This window comes from Bacillus sp. PS95 (genome assembly GCF_037963565.1).
In the GTDB taxonomy this organism is placed as follows: domain Bacteria; phylum Bacillota; class Bacilli; order Bacillales; family Bacillaceae; genus Bacillus; species Bacillus subtilis.
Window position 1 is genome coordinate 1,723,197 of the sequence record NZ_CP150160.1, and the last position, 25,669, is coordinate 1,748,865.

The following is a 25,669-nucleotide window of genomic DNA, read 5'->3' on the forward strand; positions in this document are numbered from 1 at the left end:
GAGGAATTAGAAATGGCGAGACGTGATCAAGATAAGCTTACAGGAAAACAAAAAGCAGCCATTCTCATGATTTCCTTGGGGTTAGATGTGTCAGCTTCTGTCTATAAGCACTTAACCGATGAAGAAATTGAAAGGCTTACTCTGGAAATATCAGGTGTTCGAAGCGTCGATCATCAAAAAAAGGATGAAATCATAGAAGAATTTCATAATATAGCCATTGCGCAAGATTATATTTCTCAAGGCGGTTTAAGCTATGCAAGACAAGTTCTGGAAAAGGCGCTTGGAGAGGATAAGGCGGAGAACATTCTAAACAGGCTGACTTCTTCTTTGCAGGTTAAACCATTTGATTTTGCCAGAAAAGCGGAGCCTGAACAAATTTTGAATTTTATCCAGCAAGAGCATCCGCAGACGATGGCGTTAATCTTGTCTTATTTAGATCCAGTGCAGGCTGGGCAAATTTTATCCGAGCTGAATCCTGAAGTACAGGCTGAGGTTGCGAGAAGAATCGCGGTCATGGATAGAACGTCTCCAGAAATAATTAATGAGGTAGAACGGATTCTGGAACAAAAATTATCTTCTGCATTTACTCAGGATTATACACAAACAGGCGGAATTGAAGCTGTTGTGGAAGTGTTAAACGGGGTAGACAGAGGGACAGAGAAGACGATCTTGGATTCATTGGAAATTCAGGATCCCGATCTTGCTGAAGAGATTAAAAAGCGGATGTTTGTCTTCGAAGATATTGTCACACTTGATAATCGTGCCATTCAGAGAGTCATTCGCGATGTTGAGAACGACGATTTGCTCCTTTCATTAAAGGTTGCAAGCGAGGAAGTCAAAGAAATTGTATTCAACAATATGTCACAGCGTATGGTTGAAACCTTCAAAGAAGAAATGGAATTTATGGGCCCTGTACGCTTGAAAGATGTAGAAGAAGCTCAATCGAGAATTGTAAGCATCGTCAGAAAGCTTGAAGAAGCCGGTGAAATTGTGATAGCAAGAGGCGGAGGGGATGATATTATTGTCTAATATCATTAAACAAGAATCATCTATTTCTCCACAAAAGGAAAAAAGAAAACTTTCTATACAAGAGGTGCGTATTGATCATTCTCACCTTTTGCAGGCTGAAGAGAACCCGGAGGCGCTTATGGCCCGAGTGAAAGAGGAAGCTGATCGGATTTCTGAGCAGGCAAACAGTCATATAGAAAATATTCGCCGTCAAATTGAACAGGAGAAAAACGATTGGGCGGCTGAAAAACAGAAGCTTATTGAAGAAGCAAAAGCCGAGGGCTTTGAACAAGGAGTAGCGCTGGGCAAAGCTGAGGCAATGAAACAGTATGCAGAACTGATCGGCCAAGCAAACAGTATAACTGAAATGTCCAGAAAAGCTGTTGAGGACAAGCTTGAAGACGCTAATGAAGAAATCGTTGAGCTTGCCGTTGCCCTAGCAAAAAAAGTTTGGCAGCAAAAATCTGATGATAAAGAGGCTTTCCTCCTGCTTGTACAACAGGTTATAAACGAAGTGAAGGAATATGACGATATATCAATTTATGTTGATCCATATTACTATGAGACAATCTTTCAGCAAAAAGATGAAATCCAGCAGCTTCTTTATAAAGAATGCCGGCTTGGCATATATGCTGATGAAAAAGCTCAAAAAGGAACCTGTTATATTGAAACTCCTTTTGGCAGGGTAGATGCGAGTGTTGACACACAATTGATGCAATTGAAAGATAAACTTCTGACAGCGCTGGAAGCAGGTGCAGCTGAATGAAGACACAGAGTCTGATAGATTGTATAGAAATGACAGACTCGTATAAACGGTACGGAAAAGTCAAGCGGGTAATCGGCCTGATGATTGAATCAAAAGGGCCAGCAAGCTCAATTGGCGACGTGTGCCTAATTTATGCAAAAGGACAATCTGGGAAAGTCATTAAAGCTGAGGTAGTCGGCTTCCAGGAAGAAAATATTTTGCTTATGCCTTATTTAGAGGCTGCGAGCATTGCACCTGGCAGCATTGTAGAAGCTACTGGGGAATCACTTCGGGTTAAAGTTGGAACCGGACTGATCGGACAAGTCATCGATGCTTTTGGAGAACCGCTTGACGGAAAACTTCTGCCGAAAGGGCTTTCGCCTGTATCAACGGAGCAATCACCGCCCAACCCGATGAAACGGCCGCCTATCCGTGAAAAGATGGGTGTTGGAGTCAGGTCAATTGACAGCTTGCTGACAGTCGGTAAAGGCCAGCGGATTGGAATTTTTGCAGGAAGCGGTGTCGGAAAAAGCACCTTAATGGGGATGATCGCCAAGCAGACAGAGGCTGACTTAAACGTCATTGCACTTGTCGGAGAGCGCGGACGAGAGGTTAGGGAGTTTATTGAAAAAGATCTGGGGAAAGAGGGGCTGAAACGATCGATTGTAGTCGTTGCCACCTCAGACCAGCCAGCATTAATGAGATTGAAAGCGGCATATACAGCGACTGCAATTGCCGAGTATTTCCGAGATAAAGGCCAAAATGTCATGTTTATGATGGATTCTGTTACAAGGGTGGCAATGGCGCAGCGAGAGATTGGACTGGCTGCAGGAGAGCCTCCGACGACAAAAGGCTATACACCTTCAGTGTTCGCTATTTTACCTCGTTTACTAGAACGAACAGGTGCAAACGAGCATGGAACCATTACGGCATTTTATACAGTGTTGGTAGATGGGGATGACATGAATGAGCCGATTGCCGATACCGTACGCGGAATTTTAGACGGACATATTGTGTTGGACAGGGCGCTTGCCAATAAAGGCCAGTTTCCTGCAGTTAACGTACTAAAAAGCATCAGCAGGGTGATGTCAAACATTTCAACAAAACAGCATCTGGATGCGGCAAATAAATTCCGTGAACTTTTATCGACATATCAAAATTCGGAAGATCTCATTAATATCGGAGCTTACAAAAGAGGATCATCCAGAGAAATTGATGAAGCGATACAATTTTATCCGCAGCTTATTCAATTTTTAAAGCAGGGAACAGACGAACCGGCTTTATTGGAAGAAAGCATTGCTGCATTAACTAGTTTGACAGGAAATGAGGAATAAACGTGGCTTATCAATTTAGATTCCAAAAGCTGCTGGAACTAAAAGAAAATGAAAAAGACCAATCCTTATCCGAGTATCAGCAATCAGTTTCTGAATTTGAAAACGTTGCTGAAAAATTATATGAGAATATGAACAAAAAGGAATTGCTGGAACAAAATAAGGAAAAGAAATTAAAAAGCGGCATGAGTGTACAAGAAATGAGGCACTACCAACAATTTGTCTCAAATCTTGATAATACGATCTATCACTATCAAAAGCTTGTCATTATGAAAAGAAATCAAATGAATCAAAAACAAGAAATTTTGACAGAGAAAAACATTGAAGTGAAAAAGTTTGAAAAAATGCGTGAAAAACAGTTTAAAATGTTTGCTCTTGAAGATAAAGCTGCAGAAATGAAAGAAATGGACGATATTTCGATTAAGCAGTTTATGATTCAAGGCCATTAGGAGCGAATGTAATGTCCGGCAAAAAGAAAGAATCAGGTAAGTTCCGTTCGGTTTTGCTTATCATTATCCTCCCGCTGGTGTTTCTATTAATCGCAGGGGGGATTGTTCTTTGGGCTGCTGGTATCAATGTCATAAAGCCGATACAGGATGCTGCGGCAAAAACGCCGGTTCTTAAAGAATTGGTCCCTGAAACCGAAAATAAAAAAGGCGCAGCATCAAGTAAGGATAGCGGTAATACGGCAGCTCTGGAAAAGACCATTAAGGATCAAAAAAGTGAAATCAGTATATTGAATAAAGATCTAGAAACAAGTAAATCAGAAATCGATAGGCTCAATCAAAAGATCCGTTCACTTGAAAAGACGGCTGAGGATCAAAAAAAGTCATCAGAAGATCATACTGAAGGATCAGCAGGCTCGAAAGCTTCTTCTGAAAATGACAAAGTGATCAGTGTGTACAAAAGTATGGACAGCGGAAAGGCTGCTAAAATTATTGCCCAATTAAAGGAGCAAGAAGCACTGAAAATATTGAATGGCCTAAGCAAAAAGCAGCTTGCTGACATATTGGCGAAAATGACTCCTGAGCAAGCAGCAACCTATACAGAAAAAATTGCTGCCAGCCAAGAATAGGGGGAATGAAAGGTGAAGCTGCTTGAATTAGCCGGACCTTTGCTGCAAACCACAACGGGTTCTGCCGCTAAAAACATGAAAAGTAGCCAGGGAGTTTTTCAAAACTGGCTTATGTCTGAGGCTGGATTGAAGGAACTTTCAGAACAAGGAAAGGGAACTCCTAATTCTGAAGATCAGCTTTTAGCAGATGCGCTTAAAAAGATCGGTGAATGGCTAAATGCAAGTCCTGAAGATCAAGACAAACAAAATGCGGATCTTTTGCAAACATTAAGCAAACTGACAGGGAAGCAATTGGATGCGAATGCTCTGCAAATGTTGCAAAATCTTTTGCAAGCAGTTGAATCAAAAATGTCAGGCGGGACGGATCAATTGCTCACAGAAACGGAGAAAATCTTTTCAGAAGCTAAAACGGCTCTGAGTGCCAATGATTCTGCTTCTGACATTAATGGAGCACTGAAGTCTGATAAAGAGCAATCAAATCAGGAAAATGAAGTATCCGAGCCTGCTAAAGAGCTTATCTATATCCAGATGTTCATTAGCCAGCTCGTAGAAGGGAATAAGCTGACTGATCGCGGGAATGGCAATGAAGCTCATGCCATTTACCAAAATGGAGATCAATTCCTTTCTGCATTAGAAAAGAAGGGTGTATCTCAACAACTAATTCAGGATCTTAAACAGCAAATATTCACTAAAGCTGAGTCAAGTTCAAAACTTTACTCGATGACAGCGTCAGAGCTGAAAAGTTTTCAAAGCTTAATGGATCAAATGTCTATGCTTCCTCAAAAAGGGACCAAAGAATGGAGTTTAGCTGAAAGCCAGCTGAAAGCCTTCTTGTTATCGAAATCATCCGAATCATCACAAGACTTTGGGAAGAGTGTTCTCACACCGCTCTCGCAGAGTTCATCCAGCAAAAATGCATCGGATGTTTCTGGAAGTATTCAGCCTGTAGATAGTAAATCAGGACTCCAAATGCTGTTTTCGGGGTATCGGGGCATAGGAGGAGTTCAAACACTTGATCTGCAGCAGATGTCATCTGATATACCAAATGCCGAAACAAAAACGGTGGCTGATCAAGTGATTAATGCGTGGAAGCAGATGAAATATACGCCTTTCGGCAGATCGACGGGAAGTTTCACTATTCGGCTGAACCCTGAACATTTAGGATTTGTCACAATCAAGCTGACAAATGAAAATGGAATGTTTCAGAGTAAAATCATAGCATCTAGCCAATCAGCAAAAGAATTGCTTGAACAGCATCTTCCTCAGCTGAAGCAATCATTGCCGAATATGGCCGTCCAAATTGACCGTTTTACTCTTCCGGTCCAAAGCGGGGATCAGCCGATATACGGCCAGCTTGCTGATGAACAGAAACAGCAGCAAGAGGGGCAGAGACAGCAAAGACAGAAAAAGCAATCAAATGATTTTGGCGATCTGCTCGATGAAGTGTCGATGGTTGAAATGGAGGAAGAAGAATGACTTCTATAAGTTCAGAATATAAACTGCCTGAAAAAACGAACACTGTGTCGACGAACAACAGCAGCTTGGGGAAAGACGAGTTTTTAAAAATATTAATGACTCAAGTTCAAAACCAAGATCCGCTTAACCCGATTGACGATAAAGAATTTATCAGCCAGATGGCGACTTTTTCAAGCTTGGAGCAAATGATGAATCTGAATACGACAATGACTCAATTCGTTGAAAACCAAGATCCGTTTACAACGTATGTTGATTGGATGGGAAAAGAAGTATCTTGGACTGATGGTAAAAGTGCAACAGATAAAACAGGCACAGTAAGCTCTGTTAAACATTTTAAAGGAAATTATTATCTCGTTCTTGATGATGGGACCGAGATCAGTCCTGCGAATGTCATGTCTGTGGGACAATCATCTAAATAAAAACATCTGGGGGAATATATTATGTTACGTTCACTTTATTCTGGAATCAGCGGTATGAAGAACTTTCAAACAAAGCTTGACGTAATCGGTAACAACATTGCCAACGTAAATACAGTAGGATTCAAAAAGAGCCGTGTGACCTTTAAAGATATGGTAAGCCAAACCATTGCCGGCGGTTCTGCTGCTGGTGCAACAATCGGCGGAACAAACTCTAAGCAAATCGGTTTAGGTTCATCATCTGGCACAATTGATACAATTCATTCAACAAGCGCGACACAAAGCACAGGAAGAACACTTGATTTAGCAATTGACGGCGACGGTTACTTCCGAATTGATACAGGTGACGGGACAGCTTATACAAGAGCAGGGAACTTCTATTTAGATAATACTGGAACACTGGTTACAGGTGATGGCTACCATGTACTAAATATGAATGGCGGAACAATTAAAATTCCTACTGATGCTCAAAGCTTTAGCATTGGTTCTGATGGAAAGGTGTCAATTGTTGATGCTGAGGGGAAAACACAAGACGGGGGACAAATCGGGATTGTTACTTTTGCCAACAGTGATGGATTGGATAAAATCGGAAGCAACCTATACCGTGAATCTTTAAACTCTGGAACGGCCAGTGCAGCGAACCAGCCTGGTGACGGCGGAACTGGTGCTCTTAAATCAGGATTTCTCGAAATGTCTAACGTCGATTTAACTGACGAATTTACTGAAATGATCGTAGCCCAGCGCGGATTCCAATCAAACTCAAAAATTATTACAACATCTGATGAAATCCTTCAAGAACTGGTTAACCTTAAACGTTAAGGAGGGAGGGGAGGCGAGTAATCGCTTCTCCGCTGTTTTATGATTAAAGTAACCCGTTTGAACGGGCAGCCCTTTACACTGAATGCGCTATTTATTGAACAGATTGAATGTTTTCCGGATACTACAATTACTCTGTCAAATGGTAAGAAGTTTGTAGTAAAAGAAGATGAAGAAGCTGTTCTGGAAAAGATCGCAGCTTTCTACCGAAAAATACAAATATTTGCAATGGATCAAGGAATAGAGGAACCGGAATGAAGAAAAAGTTAATGATCATATTACTAATTATTCTTATCGTAATTGGTGCTCTCGGGGCGGCGGCTTATTTTGTTTTAGGCGGAAAGTCCGAAAAAAGTGAAGCGAAAAAAAGTATTGATGAAATCGTTGCGTCTTCTGTTGATGTAGAAGAGATCACAACAAATTTAAAGTCTGATAACATTATCCGTCTTGCTATTAAACTTGAAACTGATTCTGATAAATCAAAAGAAGAACTTGAGAAACGTGATTTCCAAGTGAAAGACGCTGTTATATCACTGCTGGCTGATACGAATGCTGATCAGATTGAGGGAGACAAGGGAAAAGAAACCTTTAAGAAGGAACTAAAAGATAAAATAAATAGCTACCTCCAAGAAGGAAAAGTAGAAAAAGTGTATATTACCTCCTTTAATCTGCAATAAAGCATAATTTGACAGAATACGGAGGTGAGGAAAATGTCAGGAGAAGTTCTCTCCCAAAATGAAATAGATGCACTGCTTTCTGCAATATCAACAGGTGAAATGGACGCTGAAGAGCTGAAAAAAGAAGAAAAAGAGAAGAAAGTCAAGGTTTATGATTTCAAACGTGCGCTGCGGTTTTCTAAGGATCAGATCCGCAGTTTAACGAGAATTCATGACAATTTTGCAAGACTTCTTACCACTCATTTTTCTGCTCAGCTCAGAACCTATATTCACATATCTGTCAGTTCTGTTGACCAGGTCCCGTATGAGGAATTTATCAGATCGATCCCGAACATGACGATTCTAAATCTATTTGATGTCCATCCGATGGAAGGCAGAATTATGATGGAAGTCAACCCCACGATAGCTTATACGATGATGGATCGGGTCATGGGCGGGATTGGAATCAGTCATAACAAGGTTGACAGTTTGACAGAAATTGAAACAAAAATCATTTCTAATTTATTTGAAAATGCACTGGGTAATTATAAAGAAGCTTGGCAGTCAATTGCTGATATTGAACCGGAAATGACTGAGTTTGAAGTGAATCCGCAATTTGTTCAGATGGTATCTCCTAATGAAACAGTCGTGGTGATCTCGCTCAATACTCAAATTGGTGAAATCAGCGGTGTCATTAATCTCTGTATCCCGCATATCGTACTCGAGCCGCTCATACCGAAGCTTTCAGTCCACTATTGGATGCAATCAGACCGAAATGAGCCAAAGCCTGAGGAAACAAAGTCGCTTGAAAAACGTATCATGACAGCACAAATACCTGTCGTGGCCGAGCTCGGCACATCTGAACTGACGATAGAAGAGTTTTTAAGTTTAGAAGTCGGAGACTGCATAACTTTGGACAAATCAGTCACGGATCCTCTTACTGTATTGGTCGGAGATAAGCCGAAATTTTTAGGACAAGCCGGCCGGGTGAATCGAAAACAGGCAGTGCAAATTTTAGATCACGACATAAGAGGTGAACAAGATGGAGAATAATAGATTATCTCAAGATGAGATTGACGCGCTTCTTAACGGTACTGGCAGCACGCTTGATGAGCCAGAGGTTCCGGAAGTAGATGACTTATCGGAAATGGAGCGTGATGCGATCGGTGAAATCGGTAATATTTCATTCGGCAGTTCTGCGACAGCACTGTCAACGCTTTTAAATCAAAAGGTCGATATTACGACTCCAAGCGTAACGGTCATTCCAAGAAGTAAAATCAGCGATGCGTTTCCTGAACCGTATGTAGCGATTGAAGTGAATTATACGGAGGGCTTCAGCGGAAGCAACCTGTTAGTCGTGGAACAAAGTGACGCGGCGATCATTGCTGACTTAATGATCGGGGGAGACGGAAAAGGTGCGGACCCTTCACTGGGTGAAATCCATTTAAGTGCTGTTCAAGAAGCAATGAACCAAATGATGGGATCGGCTGCTACATCAATGTCTACTGTATTCAGTAAAAAAATTGATATTTCACCTCCTCGGGTTGAATTGCTGGATGTTACTGAAGAAAAGGGTACAGACCGTATTCCTGATGATGAAATGCTGGTGAAAGTTTCTTTCAACTTAAAGGTGGGAGAATTAATAGACTCCAGCATTATGCAGCTTTACCCATTGACATTTGCGAAAGATTTAATTTCAAGCCTTATGAACTCAGAAAGTGCAGAGGAAGAAGAAACGGTGCAGCCTGAAGTTACATACGAACAGCCGAAAGAGCCTGTGACGCCAGAGCCGCGTATTGAACCGAAGCAACAGCAGCAGCCGCCAAAAAGGCAGGGAACAGCAAAAAAAGCAGCGCCAGTTCAGGTTTCACCGGTGGAATTTTCAGCGTTTGATCCAAACGAAGCTGTACAAGCCCCTATTCATAATCTGGATATGCTTTTGGATATCCCGCTTTCGATTACTGTTGAGCTTGGCAGAACGAAGAGAAGCGTAAAAGAGATTTTAGAGCTTTCTGCCGGAAGTATTATCGAGCTTGATAAATTAGCCGGTGAGCCTGTAGATATTTTAGTTAATCAGCGTATCGTTGCCAAAGGCGAGGTCGTTGTCATTGAAGAAAACTTCGGAGTGAGAGTCACTGACATTTTAAGCCAGGCAGAGCGCATTAATAATTTAAAATAACGAAACACAAGGAGAGAGATAGATTATGGCACATAGAATTTTAATTGTAGATGACGCAGCATTTATGCGAATGATGATTAAAGATATTTTGGTTAAAAATGGCTTTGAAGTTGTGGCGGAAGCTGAAAATGGAGCACAAGCGGTAGAGAAATATAAAGAGCATTCACCTGACCTTGTTACTATGGATATCACGATGCCAGAAATGGATGGTATTACAGCATTAAAAGAAATTAAACAAATTGATGCGCAGGCAAGAATCATCATGTGTTCTGCTATGGGACAGCAATCAATGGTTATTGATGCCATTCAGGCCGGCGCTAAGGATTTCATTGTGAAACCTTTCCAGGCTGACCGTGTGCTTGAAGCAATCAACAAAACATTAAGTTAAAGGGTGTACGACTGTTGAAAAAGAGTCAATATTTTATTGTTTTTATTTGTTTTTTCGTTTTATTCAGTGTACATCCGATTGCTGCTGCCGCGGCAGACTCTGATAATTCAACTGTAAACGAATGGTTTCAAAAGAAAGATGAAAAAACTGCAGATAAGTCAGAACAAAAGAAAGAGAAAACAACAAAAACTGCTGATGAGACGGAGGGAGTGGCTGCTCCTTCTGTCTCAGCTTTTGATTTTGTAAAGATGATTTTCGCTTTACTGTTTGTTATCGCGCTGATTTACGGGCTGGTTAAGCTCATGAACAAAAGAAATCGGCTCTTAAAGCCTTTTCAATATGTTGAAAATATTGGCGGCACATCGGTCGGCCAGAACAGATCCATACAATTGATCAAGGTCGGGAAAAGTGTGCTCGTCGTCGGTGTAGGAGAGACGATCCAGCTGCTGAAAGAAATTGAGGATGAAAAAGAGATTGAAGTCATTCTCAGTCAGCATGAAGAGGCAATGTCAAGCAAAATAGAGTGGCAAAAGTTTGTGAAGCCGCTTAAGAGTTCTGAACATCAGCCGCAGCAAAAACTGCCTTCATTTTCAAAAGCATTAAAAGAGCAACTTGAAGAGTTAAAACAAAACCGTTCTGAAGGAAAGAAGAAAGGCCCACGTCATCATGAATGAGTTTATAAATATTTTCAGTTCAAGCGATCCGGAAAACGTAAGTTCGACTGTTAAATTACTATTATTGTTAACTGTATTTTCAGTGGCGCCTGGAATATTGATTCTTATGACTTGTTTTACTCGCATCGTCATTGTTCTGTCATTTGTCAGAACTTCACTTGCGACGCAATCTATGCCCCCAAACCAGGTTCTAATCGGGCTTGCGCTGTTTTTAACATTTTTTATTATGGCTCCTACTTTTTCAGAAATTAATAAAGAAGCGCTGACCCCATTAATGGACAACAAAATCAGCTTGGATGAAGCGTATACGAAAGCTGAGGAACCGATTAAAGAATTTATGAGTAAACACACAAGGCAGAAGGATCTGGCGCTGTTTATGAATTACGCGAAAATGGATAAACCTGAATCATTAAAGGATATTCCGTTAACAACAATGGTTCCGGCTTTTGCCATATCGGAGCTTAAAACAGCATTTCAAATAGGTTTTATGATTTTTATCCCTTTTTTAATTATAGATATGGTAGTGGCGAGCGTCTTGATGTCAATGGGGATGATGATGCTGCCTCCAGTTATGATTTCTCTGCCCTTTAAAATATTACTTTTTGTTTTGGTAGACGGCTGGTATTTAATTGTGAAATCTTTGCTTCAGAGCTTTTAGGGTAGGTGCTAAACGTGAGTTCAGAATTTGTAATTTCTATGGCGGAAAAAGCCGTATACGTAACGCTGATGATCAGCGGGCCATTATTGGCTATTGCTTTACTGGTCGGTTTAATTGTCAGCATATTTCAGGCGACAACTCAAATCCAGGAACAGACTTTGGCGTTTATTCCGAAAATCGTGGCGGTTCTCCTGGCTCTCATTTTTTTTGGTCCGTGGATGCTGTCGACGATTCTTTCATTTACAACAGAGCTGTTTTCTAATTTAAATCGTTTTGCAGGGTAATGTAGAGATGAATTCAATTATTGACTTATTTCCTGCTTTTTTATTGGTTTTTATTAGAATCTCTGCTTTTTTTGTAACGATTCCGCTATTTGGACATCGAAATGTGCCAGCTGTTCATCGCATAGGTTTTGCTTTTTTTCTTGCGGTCATTTGTTTCAGCACCATTGATAAACCGCCCTCTTTGGAGATAGATGAGCACTATATGCTTTTGGCGTTTAAAGAAGCTTTGGTCGGCCTATGTCTGGGTTTAATTGCTTATATGATGATTGCCGCAGTGCAGATTGCCGGCTCGTTTATTGATTTTCAAATGGGATTTTCAATAGCAAACGTTATTGATCCGCAAACCGGTGCACAAAGTCCGTTGATTGGCCAGTTTATCTATACCATGGCACTTTTGTTTATGCTGAGTGTCAATGCCCACCATTTGCTGCTGGACGGTATTTACTACAGCTTCCAGTATATTTCAGTTGATCAGACATTTCCGAATTTCGGCGATGAAAAGTTTGCCTATTTTATTGCGAAAAGCTTTAATGCAATGTTTATTATCGCTTTTCAAATGTCAGCGCCTGTTGTGGCCAGTTTGTTTCTAGTTGATTTAGCATTAGGTATCGTGGCTCGAACTGTTCCGCAGTTAAATGTATTTGTGGTCGGTCTGCCTTTAAAGATCGCTGTCAGTTTCATCATGCTCATTGTATGTATGTCCGTTATCTTCGTCGTTGTCCGGAATGTTTTCAGTTTAACGATTGAAACGATGCGGAATCTTTTAGCATTGGTCGGTGTTTCTTAATGAAGCTTAGAGTTGACCTGCAGTTTTTTGCGGGAGAGAAGACAGAAAAAGCCACTCCGAAAAAACGGAAGGATACGCGAAAAAAAGGGCAAGTAGCCAAAAGCTCGGATGTCAATACCGCCGTTTCTTTACTGGTAATATTCCTTTCGCTTATTGCAATTGGTCCGTATATGAGAGACAGGCTGCTGTCATTCATAGAAACATTTTATACCGAATCTCTCACAATGAAGCTCTCAGAATCAAATGTGCATACATTGTTTGTCAGCTTATTAAAGGATATGGGCATGATACTCGCACCGATCTTGCTTGTTGCTCTTGTTGCAGGAGTCGTAAGCAACTATATGCAGGTTGGGTTCTTGTTTTCTGCTGAAGTGATACAGCCTAAGCTTGAAAAACTGGATCCGATCAAAGGCTTTAAACGAATATACAGTATGAGGGCGATTGTAGAGCTGATTAAATCAATTTTGAAAATCGTAGTCGTCGGTTTTGCAGCTTTTGCTGTGCTTTGGCTGCATTATGGAGAAATTCTCCGGCTTCCTCTCCTGACACCCGAAGAGGCACTTTCTTTCGTTTCAAAACTCACTTTGTGGATGGGACTAAGCGGTGCAGGTGCATTGTTGATTCTTGCGGGTCTCGACTATTTATATCAGAGATTTGACTATGAGAAAAATATCAAAATGTCAAAACAAGATATAAAAGATGAGTACAAAAAATCTGAAGGAGACCCGATTATCAAGTCTAAAATTAAACAAAGACAGCGGGAAATGGCGATGAGGCGGATGATGCAGGAAGTTCCAAAAGCAGATGTCATTATCACAAACCCGACTCACTATGCGATTGCTTTGAAATATGATGAAGAAAAAATGGACGCACCTTATATTGTTGCAAAAGGCGTCGATCACCTTGCGTTAAAAATCAGGAAAATTGCTAAAGAGCATGATGTCATGATGGTAGAAAACAGACCGCTTGCCCGTGCGTTATATGATCAGGTGGAAATTGACCAGGCAGTGCCGGAAGAATTTTTTAAAGTTTTAGCAGAAATTCTGGCTTACGTATATAAAACAAAACAAAAAGTATATTGAATTTTTTGATTTAAAAGGAGAGAAAAAACAGCATGTCAACAAGAGATTTATCCGTTTTAATAAGTGTTGTCCTCATTGTGGCGATGCTGGTGATTCCATTTCCTCCATGGCTGTTAAGTATTTTGATCATTATTAATATTTCTCTTGCGTTGATCGTGCTTCTCACCACAATGAATATGCAGGAAGCGCTTCAGTTTTCGATTTTTCCGTCACTGTTGCTGCTTTTGACCCTATTTCGTTTGGGCTTGAACGTCTCAACTACCCGTTCAATTCTTTCACACGGTGAGGGAGGGAAAGTCGTCGAGACTTTCGGAAATTTCGTTGTCGGCGGAAATGTATTAGTTGGACTCGTTGTATTTATCATCCTTATTATTATTCAGTTTATCGTCATTACAAAAGGTGCTGAACGTGTTTCCGAGGTTGCAGCAAGGTTTACGCTGGACGCAATGCCGGGGAAGCAGATGAGTATTGATGCTGATTTAAACGCAGGGATGATTACCGAACAGGAAGCGAAGCATCGCCGCGAAAAAGTGGCAAGAGAAGCAGACTTTTATGGAGCAATGGACGGTGCCAGTAAATTTGTAAAAGGTGACGCCATTGCCGGAATCATCATTGTGATGATCAATATTATTTTCGGAATCGTGATCGGAATGCTTCAGCAGGGCATGTCCATTCAAGAGGCTGCTTCACACTTTACGATGCTGACTGTAGGGGATGGAATTGTTTCGCAAATCCCGGCACTGTTAATTTCTACGGCTACGGGTATTGTGGTCACAAGAGCTGCCTCTGAAGGAAACTTAGGGCATGACATTACAGGCCAGCTGTTTGCGTATCCAAAGCTTTTGTACGTCGCAGCAGCTACGATCATGCTTTTAGGTATTTTCACTCCGATCGGCATCCTTCTGACGGGGCCGCTTGCGGGATTGCTTGCTTTTGGCGCATATACACTATCTAAATCAGGTAAGGAAAAAGAAGAAGTGGATGAGATTCTTGAGGAAGAGGCTGAGGTGGACGAGCTTAAAAGCCCTGAAAGTGTTGTTCAGCTTCTGCATATAGATCCGATAGAATTTGAGTTTGGGTATGGCCTGATACCGCTTGCTGATGCCAATCAAGGCGGTGATTTATTAGACCGAATTGTTATGATACGCCGTCAGTTGGCTTTGGAACTCGGGCTTGTCATTCCTGTCGTGCGAATCAGAGATAATATAGCGTTGCAGCCTAATGAATACCGATTGAAAATTAAAGGAAACGAAGTAGCAAAAGGCGAGCTGTTGCTTGATCATTATTTAGCGATGTCGCCTACTCCTGAGGACGATCTCATTGAAGGGATTGAAACAGTGGAGCCTTCATTCGGGCTGCCGGCTAAATGGATTAGCGAAGCGGTAAAGGATGAAGCCGATATGCTTGGTTATACAGTAGTTGATCCTGCATCAGTCGTTTCAACGCATATTACGGAGAAAATTAAGCAGCATGCCCACGAATTGATCGGAAGGCAGGAGACAAAACAGCTGATCGATCACTTGAAAGAATCGTATCCAGTCCTGGTTGAAGAGGTTACGCCGAATCCATTGTCTGTCGGTGATATTCAGAAAGTGCTTGCTAAGCTTTTAAAAGAAAAAGTTTCAATTCGAAACTTAGTAACGATTTTTGAAACACTTGCTGACTATGGGAAATTAACAACAGATTCTGATCTCTTGACAGAGTATACAAGACAAGCGCTTGCTAAACAAATTACAGCCCAGTTTGCCAAAGAAAATGAAGTATTGAAGGTTGTTACTTGTTCGGGCCGTGTAGAAAAAGCAATAGCAGACGGTGTGCAGCAGACGGAACACGGGAACTATTTATCACTTGAACCAGATATTTCAGAAAGTATAGTGCGCTCTGTCGCTAAAGAAGCTGAACAGCTCTCATTACGTCAGGAAACCGCGATTCTTCTTTGCTCGCCGCCTGTCAGAATGTATGTGAAGCAGCTTCTGGAACGGTACTTCCCTGATCTTCCGGTACTCTCTTATAACGAACTTGAGGCGAATGTTGAGGTACAAAGCATTGGAGTGGTGGATATTTAATGAAAATAAAAAAATTTACTGCTGCTTCAATGCAAGAAGCGGCACTTCTCATCAGAAAAGAGTTAGGTAATGAAGCGGTCATATTAAATTCGAAAAAAATTAAAAAGCGAAAATGGTTTGGCCTCGTCAACAAGCCTGCTGTTGAAGTAATCGCCGTATTGGATCAGGACTTTCTTGAGAAAAAAACGCCTCAGAAGGCAGCTGAACCGAAACAAACATTAAAAACTCCGGTCAGCAGTCCGAAAATAGAGGAGAGAACATATCCCCCTCAAATTCCGGCGCAACAGGAGCTAGGTGATTTTTCAGCATATCAATCTGTACTTCCTGAGCCGCTGCGAAAAGCAGAAAAGCTTTTGCAAGAAACAGGGATCAAAGAGTCTACGAAAACGAACACTCTGAAAAAATTGCTTCGCTTCTCTGTTGAAGCAGGCGGCTTGACTGAAGAAAATGTTGTCGGCAAACTTCAGGAAATACTATGCGATATGCTGCCCGCAGCAGACAAGTGGCAGGAGCCAATTCATTCAAAATATATCGTTCTCTTTGGTTCAACAGGGGCTGGTAAAACAACTACACTTGCTAAACTCGCAGCCATATCTATGCTTGAAAAACATAAAAAAATCGCTTTTATTACAACAGATACGTATCGTATTGCAGCTGTTGAACAGTTGAAAACATACGCTGAACTGCTGCAGGCTCCTCTGGAAGTTTGCTATACAAAAGAAGAATTTCAGCAGGCGAAGGAGTTATTTTCTGAGTATGATCATGTGTTTGTTGATACAGCCGGAAGAAACTTCAAGGACCCGCAATACATTGATGAACTAAAAGAAACGATTCCTTTTGAGAGCAGCATTCAGTCATTTCTTGTTTTATCCGCGACTGCAAAATATGAAGATATGAAGCATATTGTCAAACGGTTTTCATCCATCCCTGTCAATCAGTATATTTTTACGAAAATAGATGAAACGACTTCCTTAGGTTCTGTATTTAATATACTGGCAGAATCAAAAATAGGTGTCGGGTTTATGACAAACGGACAGAATGTGCCTGAGGATATACAGACTGTATCTCCACTTGGTTTTGTGAGGATGCTGTGCAGATGAACAGATATGACCAAGCAGCAACTTTACGGGCGAAAATGGAAAAACGTGAGCGCGTTCTGCCGATGATTTATTCACAAAAAGCGAAGACACTTGCTGTCATTAGCGGCAAGGGCGGTGTCGGAAAATCCAATATTACCTTAAATATGGCACTTGCGCTGCAGGATAAAGGTAAGAAGGTGCTGCTCATCGACCTTGATATCGGGATGGGAAACATTGATATATTAATGGGAAATTCATCGTCTGCCACGATAATCGATGTTTTAACCGATCGTAAGCCTTTGCTGCAGTCATTATCCGTTGGCCCAAAGGGTTTGCGGTATATATCAGGGGGAACCGGTCTTGATGTGATGTTTCAGCTCGATCAGAGAAAATGGACGTTTTTTGCCAATGAACTTTCTCATGCATTAAGCCAGTTCGATTATGTGCTGTTTGACATGGGAGCAGGCTTATCAAAAGATCAACTGCCTTTTATTTTATCAGCAGAAGATATTTTGATTATTACAACTCCCGAGCCGACGGCCATTATGGACGCATACAGCGCTGTCAAGCACTTGGTTTTGACAGAAAATAAGCTTTCAATGAAGGTGGCTGTCAATCGGTGCCGTGACCAAAAGGAAGGGCTTGACGCTTTTGCCCGCCTCTCCCGTACAATTCATATGTTTTTGGATGTTCAGGTTCAGTTTGCCGGTTCCGTTTCTGACGATGTGATCGTGAGCAAAGCGGTTGTCGAACAGGTTCCTTTTTTCATAAAAAGCCCTCAGGCAAAAGCCAGCCGGTCAGTCCGTATTTTAGCGGACGCCTTGTTTGAAAGAGAAGAAACGAGACACAAAGAAGACAAACAGACATTTATTGAGAAATTATCTTCTTTTTTAATGAGGAGGGCTTAATTTGATTCGTGTGCTTGTAGTTGATGATTCAGCTTTTATGAGAAAAATGATAAGTGATTTTCTGACCGAAGAAAAGCAGATAGAAGTAATCGGAACTGCGAGAAACGGAGAAGAAGCGCTTAAGAAGATTGAATTATTAAAACCGGATGTTATTACTCTTGATGTTGAAATGCCGGTCATGAATGGGACAGATACGCTCCGCAAAATTATTGAGATTTATAACTTGCCGGTCATTATGGTGTCTAGCCAGACCGAGAAAGGTAAAGAATGCACAATTAATTGTTTGGAGATCGGTGCCTTTGACTTTATCACAAAGCCATCAGGCTCAATATCTCTGGATCTATACAAAATTAAAGAACAACTAGTTGAGCGTGTCGTCGCGGCAGGACTTTCCGGCAAGCGGAAACGTCCTGTTTCCCAGACAGTTCGGCCCGAACCTATTGTGCGTGCTGTCGTTAAGCCTGAATTAAGCAAACCGAAACCTGGCACGGGCAGACAAATTGTGTGTATCGGCACATCAACAGGCGGTCCACGGGCGTTGCAAAAGGTGATACCGAAGCTCCCTAAGGATTTGAACGCACCAGTGGTTGTCGTTCAGCACATGCCTGAAGGGTTTACTGCTTCTTTGGCTGATCGGCTGAATCATTTATCTGACATTCAGGTAAAAGAAGCAAAAGATGGTGAAGCAGCTCTTAACGGCTGTGTTTACATAGCACCGGGCGGAAAAAACATATCCGTTATTAAAAACAGCGAAGGACTCCAGGTTGTGCTTGATAACCATGACACACCAAGCCGTCATAAACCATCTGCTGATTATTTATTCCGTTCTGTCGGGAAACTGACAGATTATGAAAAAGTAGCGGTTATCATGACCGGAATGGGCAGTGACGGCACTGCTGGACTAAAGGACATGCTAACAGCCGGCAATGTGAAAGCCATTGCGGAGTCTGAAGAATCTTGTGTCGTATACGGGATGCCAAAAGCTGCTGTTAAAGCGGGTCTCATTCATGAGATTAAACATGTGGAAGATATCGCAGCATCCATCACAAGCTGTGTGAAAAAAGAGAGGGTGTGATTCAAATGGATATGAATCAGTATTTAGATGTCTTTATTGATGAGAGTAAAGAACATTTACAAACATGTAATGAAAAGCTTCTTCTTTTAGAGAAAGACCCGACTGATCTTCAGCTCGTACATGATATATTCAGGGCTGCCCATACATTAAAAGGAATGAGCGCAACGATGGGCTACACGGATTTAGCACATCTTACCCATCTGCTTGAAAACGTGCTGGATGCAATCCGAAACGGAGACATGGAAGTCACCTCAGACTGGCTGGATATTTTGTTTGAAGCTCTGGATCACCTGGAAGCAATGGTTCAGTCTATTATTGATGGCGGGGATGGTAAAAGAGATATCTCAGAAGTGAGTGCCAAGCTTGATGTGAATGGTGCGCACGCTGAATCCGCTGCCTCCGCTGAACCTGCAGAAGCACAGAGTTCAGCATCTGATTGGGAATATGATGAATTTGAACGCACAGTTATACAAGAAGCGGAGGAGCAAGGCTTCAAACGATATGAAATCAAGATTTCTCTGAACGAAAACTGTATGTTAAAAGCAGTTCGTGTCTATATGGTGTTTGAAAAACTAAATGAAGTCGGAGAAGTAGCCAAAACAATTCCAAGTGCTGAAGTGCTTGAAACAGAAGATTTTGGAACTGACTTTCAAGTTTGTTTCTTAACACATCAATCAGCGGAAGACATTGAACAATTAATCAATGGCGTGTCGGAAATTGAGCATGTTGAAGTCATTCAAGGGGCTCCTTTAACATCAGCTGAAAAGCCTGAAGAATCTAAGCAAGAAGATTCACCAGCAGCAGCTGTACCTGCGAAGCAGGAGAAACAAAAACAGCCTGCTAAAAACGATGAACAGGCGAAGCATTCAGCCGGCGGATCTAAAACAATTCGTGTCAACATTGACAGGCTTGATTCTTTAATGAACTTATTTGAAGAGCTTGTCATTGACCGCGGGCGTCTCGAGCAGATTGCGAAAGAGCTTGAGCATAATGAACTGACTGAAACGGTTGAACGAATGACGAGAATTTCCGGAGATTTGCAATCGATTATTCTGAATATGAGAATGGTCCCGGTTGAAACTGTTTTTAACAGATTCCCGAGAATGATTCGCCAGCTTCAGAAAGAGCTGAATAAAAAAATTGAACTCTCGATCATCGGTGCGGAAACTGAACTGGATCGTACAGTAATTGATGAAATCGGAGATCCACTCGTTCACTTGATCAGAAACAGTATTGACCATGGTATCGAGGCGCCGGAAACACGTTTGCAAAAGGGAAAACCGGAATCAGGAAAAGTTGTGCTTAAAGCTTATCACAGCGGCAACCATGTCTTTATCGAAGTAGAGGATGACGGCGCAGGCCTTAATCGAAAAAAAATTCTGGAAAAAGCGCTTGAGCGCGGGGTCATAACGGAAAAAGAAGCTGAAACCTTAGAAGACAACCAAATTTACGAATTGATTTTTGCTCCGGGGTTCTCAACTGCTGACCAAATTTCTGATATTTCCGGCCGCGGTGTAGGACTTGACGTTGTAAAAAACAAACTGGAGTCTCTTGGCGGTTCAGTCAGTGTGAAATCAGCCGAGGGTCAAGGCTCTCTATTCAGCATCCAGCTGCCGCTTACCTTGTCTATTATTTCAGTTCTGCTGATTAAGTTGGAAGAAGAGACATTTGCCATTCCGATTTCTTCAATCATTGAGACAGCAGTTATTGACAGAAAAGACATTTTGCAAACGCATGACCGTGAAGTGATTGACTTTAGAGGGCATATTGTCCCTGTCGTTTATTTAAAAGAAGAGTTTAAAATAGAAGATACAAGAAAAGATGCGGAACAGCTCCATATCATTGTCGTGAAAAAAGGCGACAAACCTACTGCATTTGTGGTGGACTCCTTTATTGGCCAGCAGGAAGTTGTGCTGAAATCACTCGGAGATTATTTAACAAACGTCTTTGCAATTTCCGGAGCTACTATTTTAGGAGACGGAGAAGTAGCGCTCATTATTGATTGTAATGCACTGATTATTTAACCATTCGAGGAGGTGTCTCACATGACTGCAGAAATTAAAACAGGCGAAAAAATGATAGTCTTTATGGTAAATGGCAAAGAATATGCCATTTCTGTCACTCAGGTGAAATCAATTGAAAAATGGCAAAAGCCAACGAGGGTACCTGGCGTCGAACCATATATTTGCGGGGTAATCAATTTACGCGGGGTGGTGACTCCGGTTATTGATTTAAGAAAACGCCTGAATTTGCCAGAGTATGAAATTACCGATGAAACACGAATTATCATTATTGCTTATCGTGATATTGAAGTCGGCTGGATTGTGGATGAAGCGAATGATGTGATTACCGTACACGAAAGTGAAATAGAATCTGCTCCAGAAGGCGTTCAGAAAGATACGGATGTGTCGATCGAACAGATTGTGAAACAAGAGAACAGACTCTTAAATATTATTGATGCGAACGCGGTTTTGGATAAAGAATCATCTCAGTCCGCTGTGCCCGATCAAGCTTAATCTTAAAGGGGTTATGACATGAGTATTTTTAATGGAATCAAAGAAGAGCAGATGGACATTTTGCGGGAAGTCGGCAATATAGGCGCCGGCCACTCCGCCTCTGCAATGGCCCAGCTGTTAAATAGAAAGATAGATATGGAAGTCCCATTTGCAAAGCTGCTGTCTTTTGATGAGCTTGTTGATTTTTTCGGCGGCGCCGATGTCCCGGTTGCCAGCATCTTTTTAAGAATGGAAGGCGATTTAACGGGTTCAATGTTCTTTATAATGCCTTTTTTTCAGGCGGAGCAGTTTATCAGAGAGCTGATTGGAAACCCCGATTTTGACATAGAGGACTTAGGTGAAGACCACATGAGCTCATCCGCTTTGCATGAACTGGGCAATATTTTAGCGGGGTCATATTTAACAGCTTTGGCGGATTTGACGAAACTCCAGCTCTATCCAAGTGTTCCTGAAGTCTCTTTGGACATGTTCGGAGCAGTGATCAGCGAAGGGCTGATGGAGCTCAGTCAGGTTGGAGAACACGCCATTGTTGTCGACACGTCAATTTTTGACCAAAGCCATCAGCAGGAGCTGAAAGCGCATATGTTTATGCTGCCGGACTATGATTCATTTGAAAAGCTCTTTGTCGCCTTAGGTGCATCATTATGAGTACAACTGAGGCTGTTGTTATAAAGGTTGGGATTGCTGACGTGAAGATCGCCCGCTTCCCGGATACCATCCGGACCTCTGGTTTGGGCTCATGTGTGGGGCTGGTGCTTTATGATAAAGAAAAGCAAACGGCGGGTCTTGTTCATGTCATGCTTCCGGATTCGACGTTATCGAAAACTGCCGAGCTCAACCGGGCTAAGTACGCTGACACCGCCGTACAGACCACGATTGATATGCTGATAGAAGCGGGATGCCGGAAATTTGCATTAAAAGCAAAGCTGGCCGGCGGATCAGAGATGTTTAAATTTAAATCGACAAATGATTTGATGAAGATCGGACCGAGAAATGTATTAGCGATAAAAGAACAGCTGTCTTTATTTAATATTCCTATTATTAGTGAAGATACGGGCGGCTCAAGCGGCCGGACGATAGAATTTGAACCGAAGTCCTGCATGCTGCATATTCGAACTGTTAAACAAGGTGAAAAAACGATTTAATTAAGGTATTAGGGGGATAACAATGCAATCCTTGAATTATGAAGATCAGGTGCTTTGGACGCGCTGGAAAGAGTGGAAAGATCCTAAAGCCGGTGACGACTTAATGCGCCGTTACATGCCGCTTGTCACATATCATGTAGGCAGAATTTCTGTCGGACTGCCGAAATCAGTGCATAAAGACGATCTTATGAGCCTTGGTATGCTTGGTTTATATGATGCCCTTGAAAAATTTGACCCCAGCCGGGACTTAAAATTTGATACCTACGCCTCGTTTAGAATTCGCGGCGCAATCATAGACGGGCTTCGTAAAGAAGATTGGCTGCCCAGAACCTCGCGCGAAAAAACAAAAAAGGTTGAAGCAGCAATTGAAAAGCTTGAACAGCGGTATCTTCGGAATGTATCGCCCGCGGAAATTGCAGAGGAACTCGGAATGACGGTACAGGATGTCGTGTCAACAATGAATGAAGGTTTTTTTGCAAATCTGCTGTCAATTGATGAAAAGCTCCATGATCAAGATGATGGGGAAAACATTCAAGTCATGATCAGAGATGACAAAAATGTTCCGCCTGAAGAAAAGATTATGAAGGATGAACTGATTGCACAGCTTGCGGAAAAAATTCACGAACTCTCTGAAAAAGAACAGCTGGTTGTGAGTTTGTTCTACAAAGAGGAGTTGACACTGACAGAAATCGGACAAGTATTAAATCTTTCTACGTCCCGCATATCTCAGATCCATTCAAAGGCATTATTTAAATTAAAGAATCTGCTGGAAAAAGTGATACAATAATGAATTTCATGGTTAGCGAGTGAAAAACATGTCAACACTATTATGGCTTTTAAGCTTTACGCTCCACGGCGTTCTTCTGTACGCTGTCATTATCCTGTATACGAGGCTCGCTGCAGTGAAAGAAACAGAAAAACAGCAAAAACAGATACTTGAAGAGACGGAAAACACCTTGGCGGCATTTCTGCTTGAATTAAAAGAAGAAAATGAGAAACTGATAGAAAATAAAGCTTCATCTGCAAGTCAATCAGATGAAGAATCCCAAAAGCCAGGCCTTCAGCACTCTGAAACATATCAAGAGCGGGATCCAGTTCAAGAGGCAGAGAATCTTCCTGAACATATTGAAGGTCTGATTACAGAGGTTGACCGTCGGGAAGAGATCGTAAACAGTGAGGTCCAATCATTTGAAGACCAGGTCATAGAATTATATGAACAGGGATATTCGGCAAGTCAAATTGCCCAGAAAATGAAGAGCGGAAAGACAGAAATCGAGCTATTTTTAAAATTTCGCTCCAAAGGTGTAAAGGATTCTTGATTGTCGGATAAAGCTGTGTTATATTATGTCTTGGTGTTAAATACACACGCTTAACGATTTATGCAGAGGGTGCTGCAGGCGGCAGTTCTGCACAAAAATGACCTAAGCGGAGGAAAAAAACCATTATATTAGGAGGAAATAACATGTCAGTCATTTCTATGAAGCAATTGCTTGAAGCTGGTGTTCACTTCGGTCACCAAACACGCCGTTGGAACCCCAAAATGAAGCGTTACATTTTCACGGAGCGTAACGGAATCTACATCATTGACCTTCAAAAAACAGTCAAAAAAGTAGAGGAAGCTTACAACTTCACTAAAAATCTTGCTGCTGAAGGCGGAAAAATCCTTTTCGTCGGAACAAAAAAACAAGCTCAAGATTCTGTTAAAGAAGAAGCTCAACGCTCTGGCATGTACTATGTCAACCAACGCTGGTTGGGCGGTACATTAACAAACTTTGAAACAATCCAAAAACGTATTAAACGTCTTAAAGACATTGAAAAAATGCAAGAAAACGGTACGTTTGATGTACTTCCTAAAAAAGAAGTCGTTCAATTGAAAAAAGAATTAGAGCGTCTTGAAAAATTCCTAGGCGGAATTAAAGATATGAAGGATCTTCCTGATGCATTATTCATCATCGATCCTCGCAAAGAGCGCATCGCTGTTGCGGAAGCTCGCAAATTAAACATCCCTATCATCGGTATCGTAGATACTAACTGTGATCCAGATGAAATCGATGTTGTTATCCCAGCGAACGATGACGCTATCCGCGCTGTTAAACTTCTAACTTCTAAAATGGCAGATGCAATCTTAGAAGCGAAGCAAGGCGAAGAAGAAGCGGAAGTTGCTGAAGAAACTGCACCAGAAACAGAAACAACAACTGCGTAACCTATTCAAAAGGTGATAAGAGGGACTGCCTTTTATCACCTTTTTTCAAGAAAAATGTGTAATATACATACTCTTGTTTAAACATATAAGGAGGAATACAAATGGCAATTACTGCACAGCAAGTAAAAGAACTGCGTGAAAAAACTGGCGCGGGCATGATGGATTGTAAAAAAGCGTTAACTGAAACTGACGGAGATATGGACAAAGCAATTGACCTTTTAAGAGAAAAAGGAATTGCAAAAGCAGCGAAAAAAGCTGACCGTATCGCAGCAGAAGGTTCTACTCTTATTAAAACTGACGGCAACAAAGGCGTTATCCTAGAAGTAAACTCTGAAACTGATTTCGTTGCGAAAAACGAAGGTTTTAAAGAGCTTCTTAACACTTTAGCTGACCACCTTCTTGCAAACACGCCAGCTGATGTTGAAGAAGCAATGGGCCAAAAAATGGAAAATGGCTCAACTGTTGAAGAGTACATCACAAGCGCAGTTGCTAAAATCGGTGAGAAAATCACTCTTCGCCGCTTTACAGTTCTTACAAAAGACGACAGCTCTGCATTCGGTGCGTACCTTCACATGGGCGGCCGCATCGGTGTATTAACTGTTCTCAACGGTACAACTGATGAAGAAACTGCGAAAGATATCGCAATGCACGTTGCTGCAGTTAACCCTCGTTACATTTCTCGTGATCAAGTATCTGAAGAAGAAACAAATCATGAGCGTCAAATCTTAACTCAGCAAGCCCTCCAAGAAGGCAAACCTGAAAACATCGTAGCGAAAATGGTTGAAGGTCGTCTGAACAAATTCTTCGAAGAAATTTGTCTATTAGACCAAGCGTTCGTTAAAAACCCAGATGAAAAAGTGAAACAAGTTATTGCAGCGAAAAACGCTACTGTTCAAACTTTTGTCCGCTATGAAGTTGGAGAAGGCATCGAAAAACGTCAAGAAAACTTTGCTGAAGAAGTAATGAACCAAGTGAAAAAATAATGGTGAAAAGATTTCGCGGCTAAGTCGCGTCTTTTCAGGCAGTATAGGGGACACATTTTGTGTTCCCTATTTTTAAAACTATATTTACAAACCTTTTTTTCTCTTGCATAATAGAAAAC

General features: G+C 41.6%; 30 protein-coding genes. All 30 read left to right on the forward strand.

Going from position 1 to position 25,669, the window contains the following annotated elements; translation table 11 throughout:
• The first annotated feature begins 12 nt into the window (after nucleotides 1-12).
• The gene (fliG, locus tag NSQ12_RS09010; protein ID WP_003231981.1) at nucleotides 13-1,029 is read left to right on the forward strand and encodes a flagellar motor switch protein FliG; all 1,017 of its coding nucleotides are present in this window, start codon (nucleotides 13-15) and stop codon (nucleotides 1,027-1,029) included.
• Nucleotides 1,022-1,774: a flagellar assembly protein FliH gene (fliH, locus tag NSQ12_RS09015; RefSeq protein WP_003244804.1), complete on the forward strand. Its 753-nt coding sequence runs from the start codon at nucleotides 1,022-1,024 to the stop codon at nucleotides 1,772-1,774. The genes fliG and fliH overlap by 8 nt, the downstream gene beginning before the upstream one ends.
• Nucleotides 1,771-3,087, forward strand: coding sequence for a flagellar protein export ATPase FliI (fliI, locus tag NSQ12_RS09020; protein WP_015715886.1), 1,317 nt, complete (start codon nucleotides 1,771-1,773; stop codon nucleotides 3,085-3,087). The genes fliH and fliI overlap by 4 nt, the downstream gene beginning before the upstream one ends.
• Before the next feature lie 2 nt (nucleotides 3,088-3,089).
• Nucleotides 3,090-3,533, forward strand: a complete 444-nt coding sequence (fliJ, locus tag NSQ12_RS09025; RefSeq protein ID WP_163182341.1) for a flagellar export protein FliJ — start codon at nucleotides 3,090-3,092, stop codon at nucleotides 3,531-3,533.
• Nucleotides 3,534-3,544: 11 nt separating this feature from the next.
• On the forward strand, nucleotides 3,545-4,159 hold the full coding sequence (locus NSQ12_RS09030) for a MotE family protein (protein ID WP_173614087.1): 615 nt from the start codon (nucleotides 3,545-3,547) through the stop codon (nucleotides 4,157-4,159).
• Nucleotides 4,160-4,171: 12 nt separating this feature from the next.
• On the forward strand, nucleotides 4,172-5,635 hold the full coding sequence (locus NSQ12_RS09035) for a flagellar hook-length control protein FliK (protein WP_173614088.1): 1,464 nt from the start codon (nucleotides 4,172-4,174) through the stop codon (nucleotides 5,633-5,635).
• Nucleotides 5,632-6,054, forward strand: a complete 423-nt coding sequence (gene flgD / locus NSQ12_RS09040; RefSeq protein ID WP_003231970.1) for a flagellar hook assembly protein FlgD — start codon at nucleotides 5,632-5,634, stop codon at nucleotides 6,052-6,054. Before NSQ12_RS09035 ends, flgD begins: the two co-directional genes overlap by 4 nt.
• A gap of 21 nt (nucleotides 6,055-6,075) precedes the next feature.
• A complete protein-coding gene (flgG, locus tag NSQ12_RS09045) occupies nucleotides 6,076-6,870 on the forward strand; it encodes a flagellar basal body rod protein FlgG (RefSeq protein WP_003231968.1) in 795 nt (264 codons plus the stop codon).
• A gap of 39 nt (nucleotides 6,871-6,909) precedes the next feature.
• Complete coding sequence (swrD, locus tag NSQ12_RS09050) at nucleotides 6,910-7,125, forward strand: swarming motility protein SwrD (protein ID WP_003231966.1); 216 nt, start codon at nucleotides 6,910-6,912, stop codon at nucleotides 7,123-7,125.
• Complete coding sequence (gene fliL / locus NSQ12_RS09055; RefSeq protein WP_003231964.1) at nucleotides 7,122-7,544, forward strand: flagellar basal body-associated protein FliL; 423 nt, start codon at nucleotides 7,122-7,124, stop codon at nucleotides 7,542-7,544. The genes swrD and fliL overlap by 4 nt, the downstream gene beginning before the upstream one ends.
• Before the next feature lie 33 nt (nucleotides 7,545-7,577).
• Nucleotides 7,578-8,576, forward strand: coding sequence for a flagellar motor switch protein FliM (gene fliM / locus NSQ12_RS09060; RefSeq protein WP_003220879.1), 999 nt, complete (start codon nucleotides 7,578-7,580; stop codon nucleotides 8,574-8,576).
• On the forward strand, nucleotides 8,566-9,702 hold the full coding sequence (gene fliY, locus NSQ12_RS09065) for a flagellar motor switch phosphatase FliY (RefSeq protein ID WP_014479788.1): 1,137 nt from the start codon (nucleotides 8,566-8,568) through the stop codon (nucleotides 9,700-9,702). The genes fliM and fliY overlap by 11 nt, the downstream gene beginning before the upstream one ends.
• 25 nt (nucleotides 9,703-9,727) lie before the next feature.
• Nucleotides 9,728-10,090 (forward strand): chemotaxis protein CheY, encoded by a 363-nt coding sequence (cheY, locus tag NSQ12_RS09070; RefSeq protein WP_014476812.1) that lies wholly within the window; start codon nucleotides 9,728-9,730, stop codon nucleotides 10,088-10,090.
• 14 nt (nucleotides 10,091-10,104) lie between these two features.
• Complete coding sequence (fliZ, locus tag NSQ12_RS09075) at nucleotides 10,105-10,764, forward strand: flagella biosynthesis regulatory protein FliZ (RefSeq protein ID WP_106073911.1); 660 nt, start codon at nucleotides 10,105-10,107, stop codon at nucleotides 10,762-10,764.
• Nucleotides 10,757-11,422 (forward strand): flagellar type III secretion system pore protein FliP, encoded by a 666-nt coding sequence (gene fliP / locus NSQ12_RS09080; protein WP_003245692.1) that lies wholly within the window; start codon nucleotides 10,757-10,759, stop codon nucleotides 11,420-11,422. The genes fliZ and fliP overlap by 8 nt, the downstream gene beginning before the upstream one ends.
• Nucleotides 11,423-11,436: 14 nt before the next feature.
• The gene (gene fliQ / locus NSQ12_RS09085; RefSeq protein WP_003220888.1) at nucleotides 11,437-11,706 is read left to right on the forward strand and encodes a flagellar biosynthesis protein FliQ; all 270 of its coding nucleotides are present in this window, start codon (nucleotides 11,437-11,439) and stop codon (nucleotides 11,704-11,706) included.
• Between the two features lie 7 nt (nucleotides 11,707-11,713).
• Entirely contained in the window at nucleotides 11,714-12,493 is a 780-nt protein-coding gene (gene fliR, locus NSQ12_RS09090) for a flagellar biosynthetic protein FliR (protein WP_339176505.1), read from the forward strand.
• On the forward strand, nucleotides 12,493-13,575 hold the full coding sequence (flhB, locus tag NSQ12_RS09095; protein ID WP_003231949.1) for a flagellar biosynthesis protein FlhB: 1,083 nt from the start codon (nucleotides 12,493-12,495) through the stop codon (nucleotides 13,573-13,575). Before fliR ends, flhB begins: the two co-directional genes overlap by 1 nt.
• Before the next feature lie 32 nt (nucleotides 13,576-13,607).
• A complete protein-coding gene (gene flhA / locus NSQ12_RS09100; protein ID WP_003231947.1) occupies nucleotides 13,608-15,641 on the forward strand; it encodes a flagellar biosynthesis protein FlhA in 2,034 nt (677 codons plus the stop codon).
• A complete protein-coding gene (gene flhF, locus NSQ12_RS09105; protein ID WP_086343837.1) occupies nucleotides 15,641-16,741 on the forward strand; it encodes a flagellar biosynthesis protein FlhF in 1,101 nt (366 codons plus the stop codon). Before flhA ends, flhF begins: the two co-directional genes overlap by 1 nt.
• Nucleotides 16,732-17,628 (forward strand): flagellum location/number ATPase FlhG, encoded by an 897-nt coding sequence (gene flhG, locus NSQ12_RS09110; protein ID WP_086343838.1) that lies wholly within the window; start codon nucleotides 16,732-16,734, stop codon nucleotides 17,626-17,628. Before flhF ends, flhG begins: the two co-directional genes overlap by 10 nt.
• 1 nt (nucleotide 17,629) lies before the next feature.
• On the forward strand, nucleotides 17,630-18,703 hold the full coding sequence (gene cheB / locus NSQ12_RS09115; RefSeq protein ID WP_003245823.1) for a protein-glutamate O-methylesterase CheB: 1,074 nt from the start codon (nucleotides 17,630-17,632) through the stop codon (nucleotides 18,701-18,703).
• Between the two features lie 5 nt (nucleotides 18,704-18,708).
• Complete coding sequence (cheA, locus tag NSQ12_RS09120) at nucleotides 18,709-20,727, forward strand: chemotaxis protein CheA (protein ID WP_014476817.1); 2,019 nt, start codon at nucleotides 18,709-18,711, stop codon at nucleotides 20,725-20,727.
• 21 nt (nucleotides 20,728-20,748) lie between these two features.
• Nucleotides 20,749-21,219: a chemotaxis protein CheW gene (gene cheW, locus NSQ12_RS09125; protein ID WP_003231938.1), complete on the forward strand. Its 471-nt coding sequence runs from the start codon at nucleotides 20,749-20,751 to the stop codon at nucleotides 21,217-21,219.
• A gap of 18 nt (nucleotides 21,220-21,237) precedes the next feature.
• On the forward strand, nucleotides 21,238-21,867 hold the full coding sequence (cheC, locus tag NSQ12_RS09130; protein ID WP_003231935.1) for a CheY-P phosphatase CheC: 630 nt from the start codon (nucleotides 21,238-21,240) through the stop codon (nucleotides 21,865-21,867).
• Complete coding sequence (cheD, locus tag NSQ12_RS09135) at nucleotides 21,864-22,364, forward strand: chemoreceptor glutamine deamidase CheD (RefSeq protein WP_003244852.1); 501 nt, start codon at nucleotides 21,864-21,866, stop codon at nucleotides 22,362-22,364. The genes cheC and cheD overlap by 4 nt, the downstream gene beginning before the upstream one ends.
• A gap of 22 nt (nucleotides 22,365-22,386) precedes the next feature.
• Entirely contained in the window at nucleotides 22,387-23,151 is a 765-nt protein-coding gene (gene sigD, locus NSQ12_RS09140) for an RNA polymerase sigma-28 factor SigD (protein ID WP_003220911.1), read from the forward strand.
• 28 nt (nucleotides 23,152-23,179) lie between these two features.
• Nucleotides 23,180-23,683, forward strand: coding sequence for a swarming motility protein SwrB (gene swrB / locus NSQ12_RS09145; RefSeq protein WP_015252089.1), 504 nt, complete (start codon nucleotides 23,180-23,182; stop codon nucleotides 23,681-23,683).
• A 143-nt stretch (nucleotides 23,684-23,826) separates the two neighbouring features.
• Complete coding sequence (gene rpsB / locus NSQ12_RS09150; protein WP_003220918.1) at nucleotides 23,827-24,567, forward strand: 30S ribosomal protein S2; 741 nt, start codon at nucleotides 23,827-23,829, stop codon at nucleotides 24,565-24,567.
• Nucleotides 24,568-24,668: 101 nt separating this feature from the next.
• A complete protein-coding gene (gene tsf, locus NSQ12_RS09155) occupies nucleotides 24,669-25,550 on the forward strand; it encodes a translation elongation factor Ts (RefSeq protein WP_003231929.1) in 882 nt (293 codons plus the stop codon).
• Nucleotides 25,551-25,669: the final 119 nt, after the last annotated feature.

Excerpts from the sequence above, each read along its gene's own strand:
- rpsB (WP_003220918.1), top strand. The coding sequence starts at position 23,827 with ATGTCAGTCATTTCTATGAAGCAATTGCTTGAAGCTGGTGTTCACTTC.
- flhA (WP_003231947.1), top strand. The coding sequence starts at position 13,608 with ATGTCAACAAGAGATTTATCCGTTTTAATAAGTGTTGTCCTCATTGTG.
- cheC (WP_003231935.1), top strand. The coding sequence starts at position 21,238 with ATGAGTATTTTTAATGGAATCAAAGAAGAGCAGATGGACATTTTGCGG.
- fliL (WP_003231964.1), top strand. The coding sequence starts at position 7,122 with ATGAAGAAAAAGTTAATGATCATATTACTAATTATTCTTATCGTAATT.
- flhB (WP_003231949.1), top strand. The coding sequence starts at position 12,493 with ATGAAGCTTAGAGTTGACCTGCAGTTTTTTGCGGGAGAGAAGACAGAA.
- flgD (WP_003231970.1), top strand. The coding sequence starts at position 5,632 with ATGACTTCTATAAGTTCAGAATATAAACTGCCTGAAAAAACGAACACT.
- tsf (WP_003231929.1), top strand. The coding sequence starts at position 24,669 with ATGGCAATTACTGCACAGCAAGTAAAAGAACTGCGTGAAAAAACTGGC.
- swrB (WP_015252089.1), top strand. The coding sequence starts at position 23,180 with ATGTCAACACTATTATGGCTTTTAAGCTTTACGCTCCACGGCGTTCTT.
- fliP (WP_003245692.1), top strand. The coding sequence starts at position 10,757 with ATGAATGAGTTTATAAATATTTTCAGTTCAAGCGATCCGGAAAACGTA.
- cheA (WP_014476817.1), top strand. The coding sequence starts at position 18,709 with ATGGATATGAATCAGTATTTAGATGTCTTTATTGATGAGAGTAAAGAA.
- cheW (WP_003231938.1), top strand. The coding sequence starts at position 20,749 with ATGACTGCAGAAATTAAAACAGGCGAAAAAATGATAGTCTTTATGGTA.
- cheD (WP_003244852.1), top strand. The coding sequence starts at position 21,864 with ATGAGTACAACTGAGGCTGTTGTTATAAAGGTTGGGATTGCTGACGTG.
- swrD (WP_003231966.1), top strand. The coding sequence starts at position 6,910 with ATGATTAAAGTAACCCGTTTGAACGGGCAGCCCTTTACACTGAATGCG.
- fliY (WP_014479788.1), top strand. The coding sequence starts at position 8,566 with ATGGAGAATAATAGATTATCTCAAGATGAGATTGACGCGCTTCTTAAC.
- NSQ12_RS09030 (WP_173614087.1), top strand. The coding sequence starts at position 3,545 with ATGTCCGGCAAAAAGAAAGAATCAGGTAAGTTCCGTTCGGTTTTGCTT.
- fliI (WP_015715886.1), top strand. The coding sequence starts at position 1,771 with ATGAAGACACAGAGTCTGATAGATTGTATAGAAATGACAGACTCGTAT.
- flgG (WP_003231968.1), top strand. The coding sequence starts at position 6,076 with ATGTTACGTTCACTTTATTCTGGAATCAGCGGTATGAAGAACTTTCAA.
- fliM (WP_003220879.1), top strand. The coding sequence starts at position 7,578 with ATGTCAGGAGAAGTTCTCTCCCAAAATGAAATAGATGCACTGCTTTCT.
- fliR (WP_339176505.1), top strand. The coding sequence starts at position 11,714 with ATGAATTCAATTATTGACTTATTTCCTGCTTTTTTATTGGTTTTTATT.
- sigD (WP_003220911.1), top strand. The coding sequence starts at position 22,387 with ATGCAATCCTTGAATTATGAAGATCAGGTGCTTTGGACGCGCTGGAAA.
- fliG (WP_003231981.1), top strand. The coding sequence starts at position 13 with ATGGCGAGACGTGATCAAGATAAGCTTACAGGAAAACAAAAAGCAGCC.
- flhF (WP_086343837.1), top strand. The coding sequence starts at position 15,641 with ATGAAAATAAAAAAATTTACTGCTGCTTCAATGCAAGAAGCGGCACTT.
- cheY (WP_014476812.1), top strand. The coding sequence starts at position 9,728 with ATGGCACATAGAATTTTAATTGTAGATGACGCAGCATTTATGCGAATG.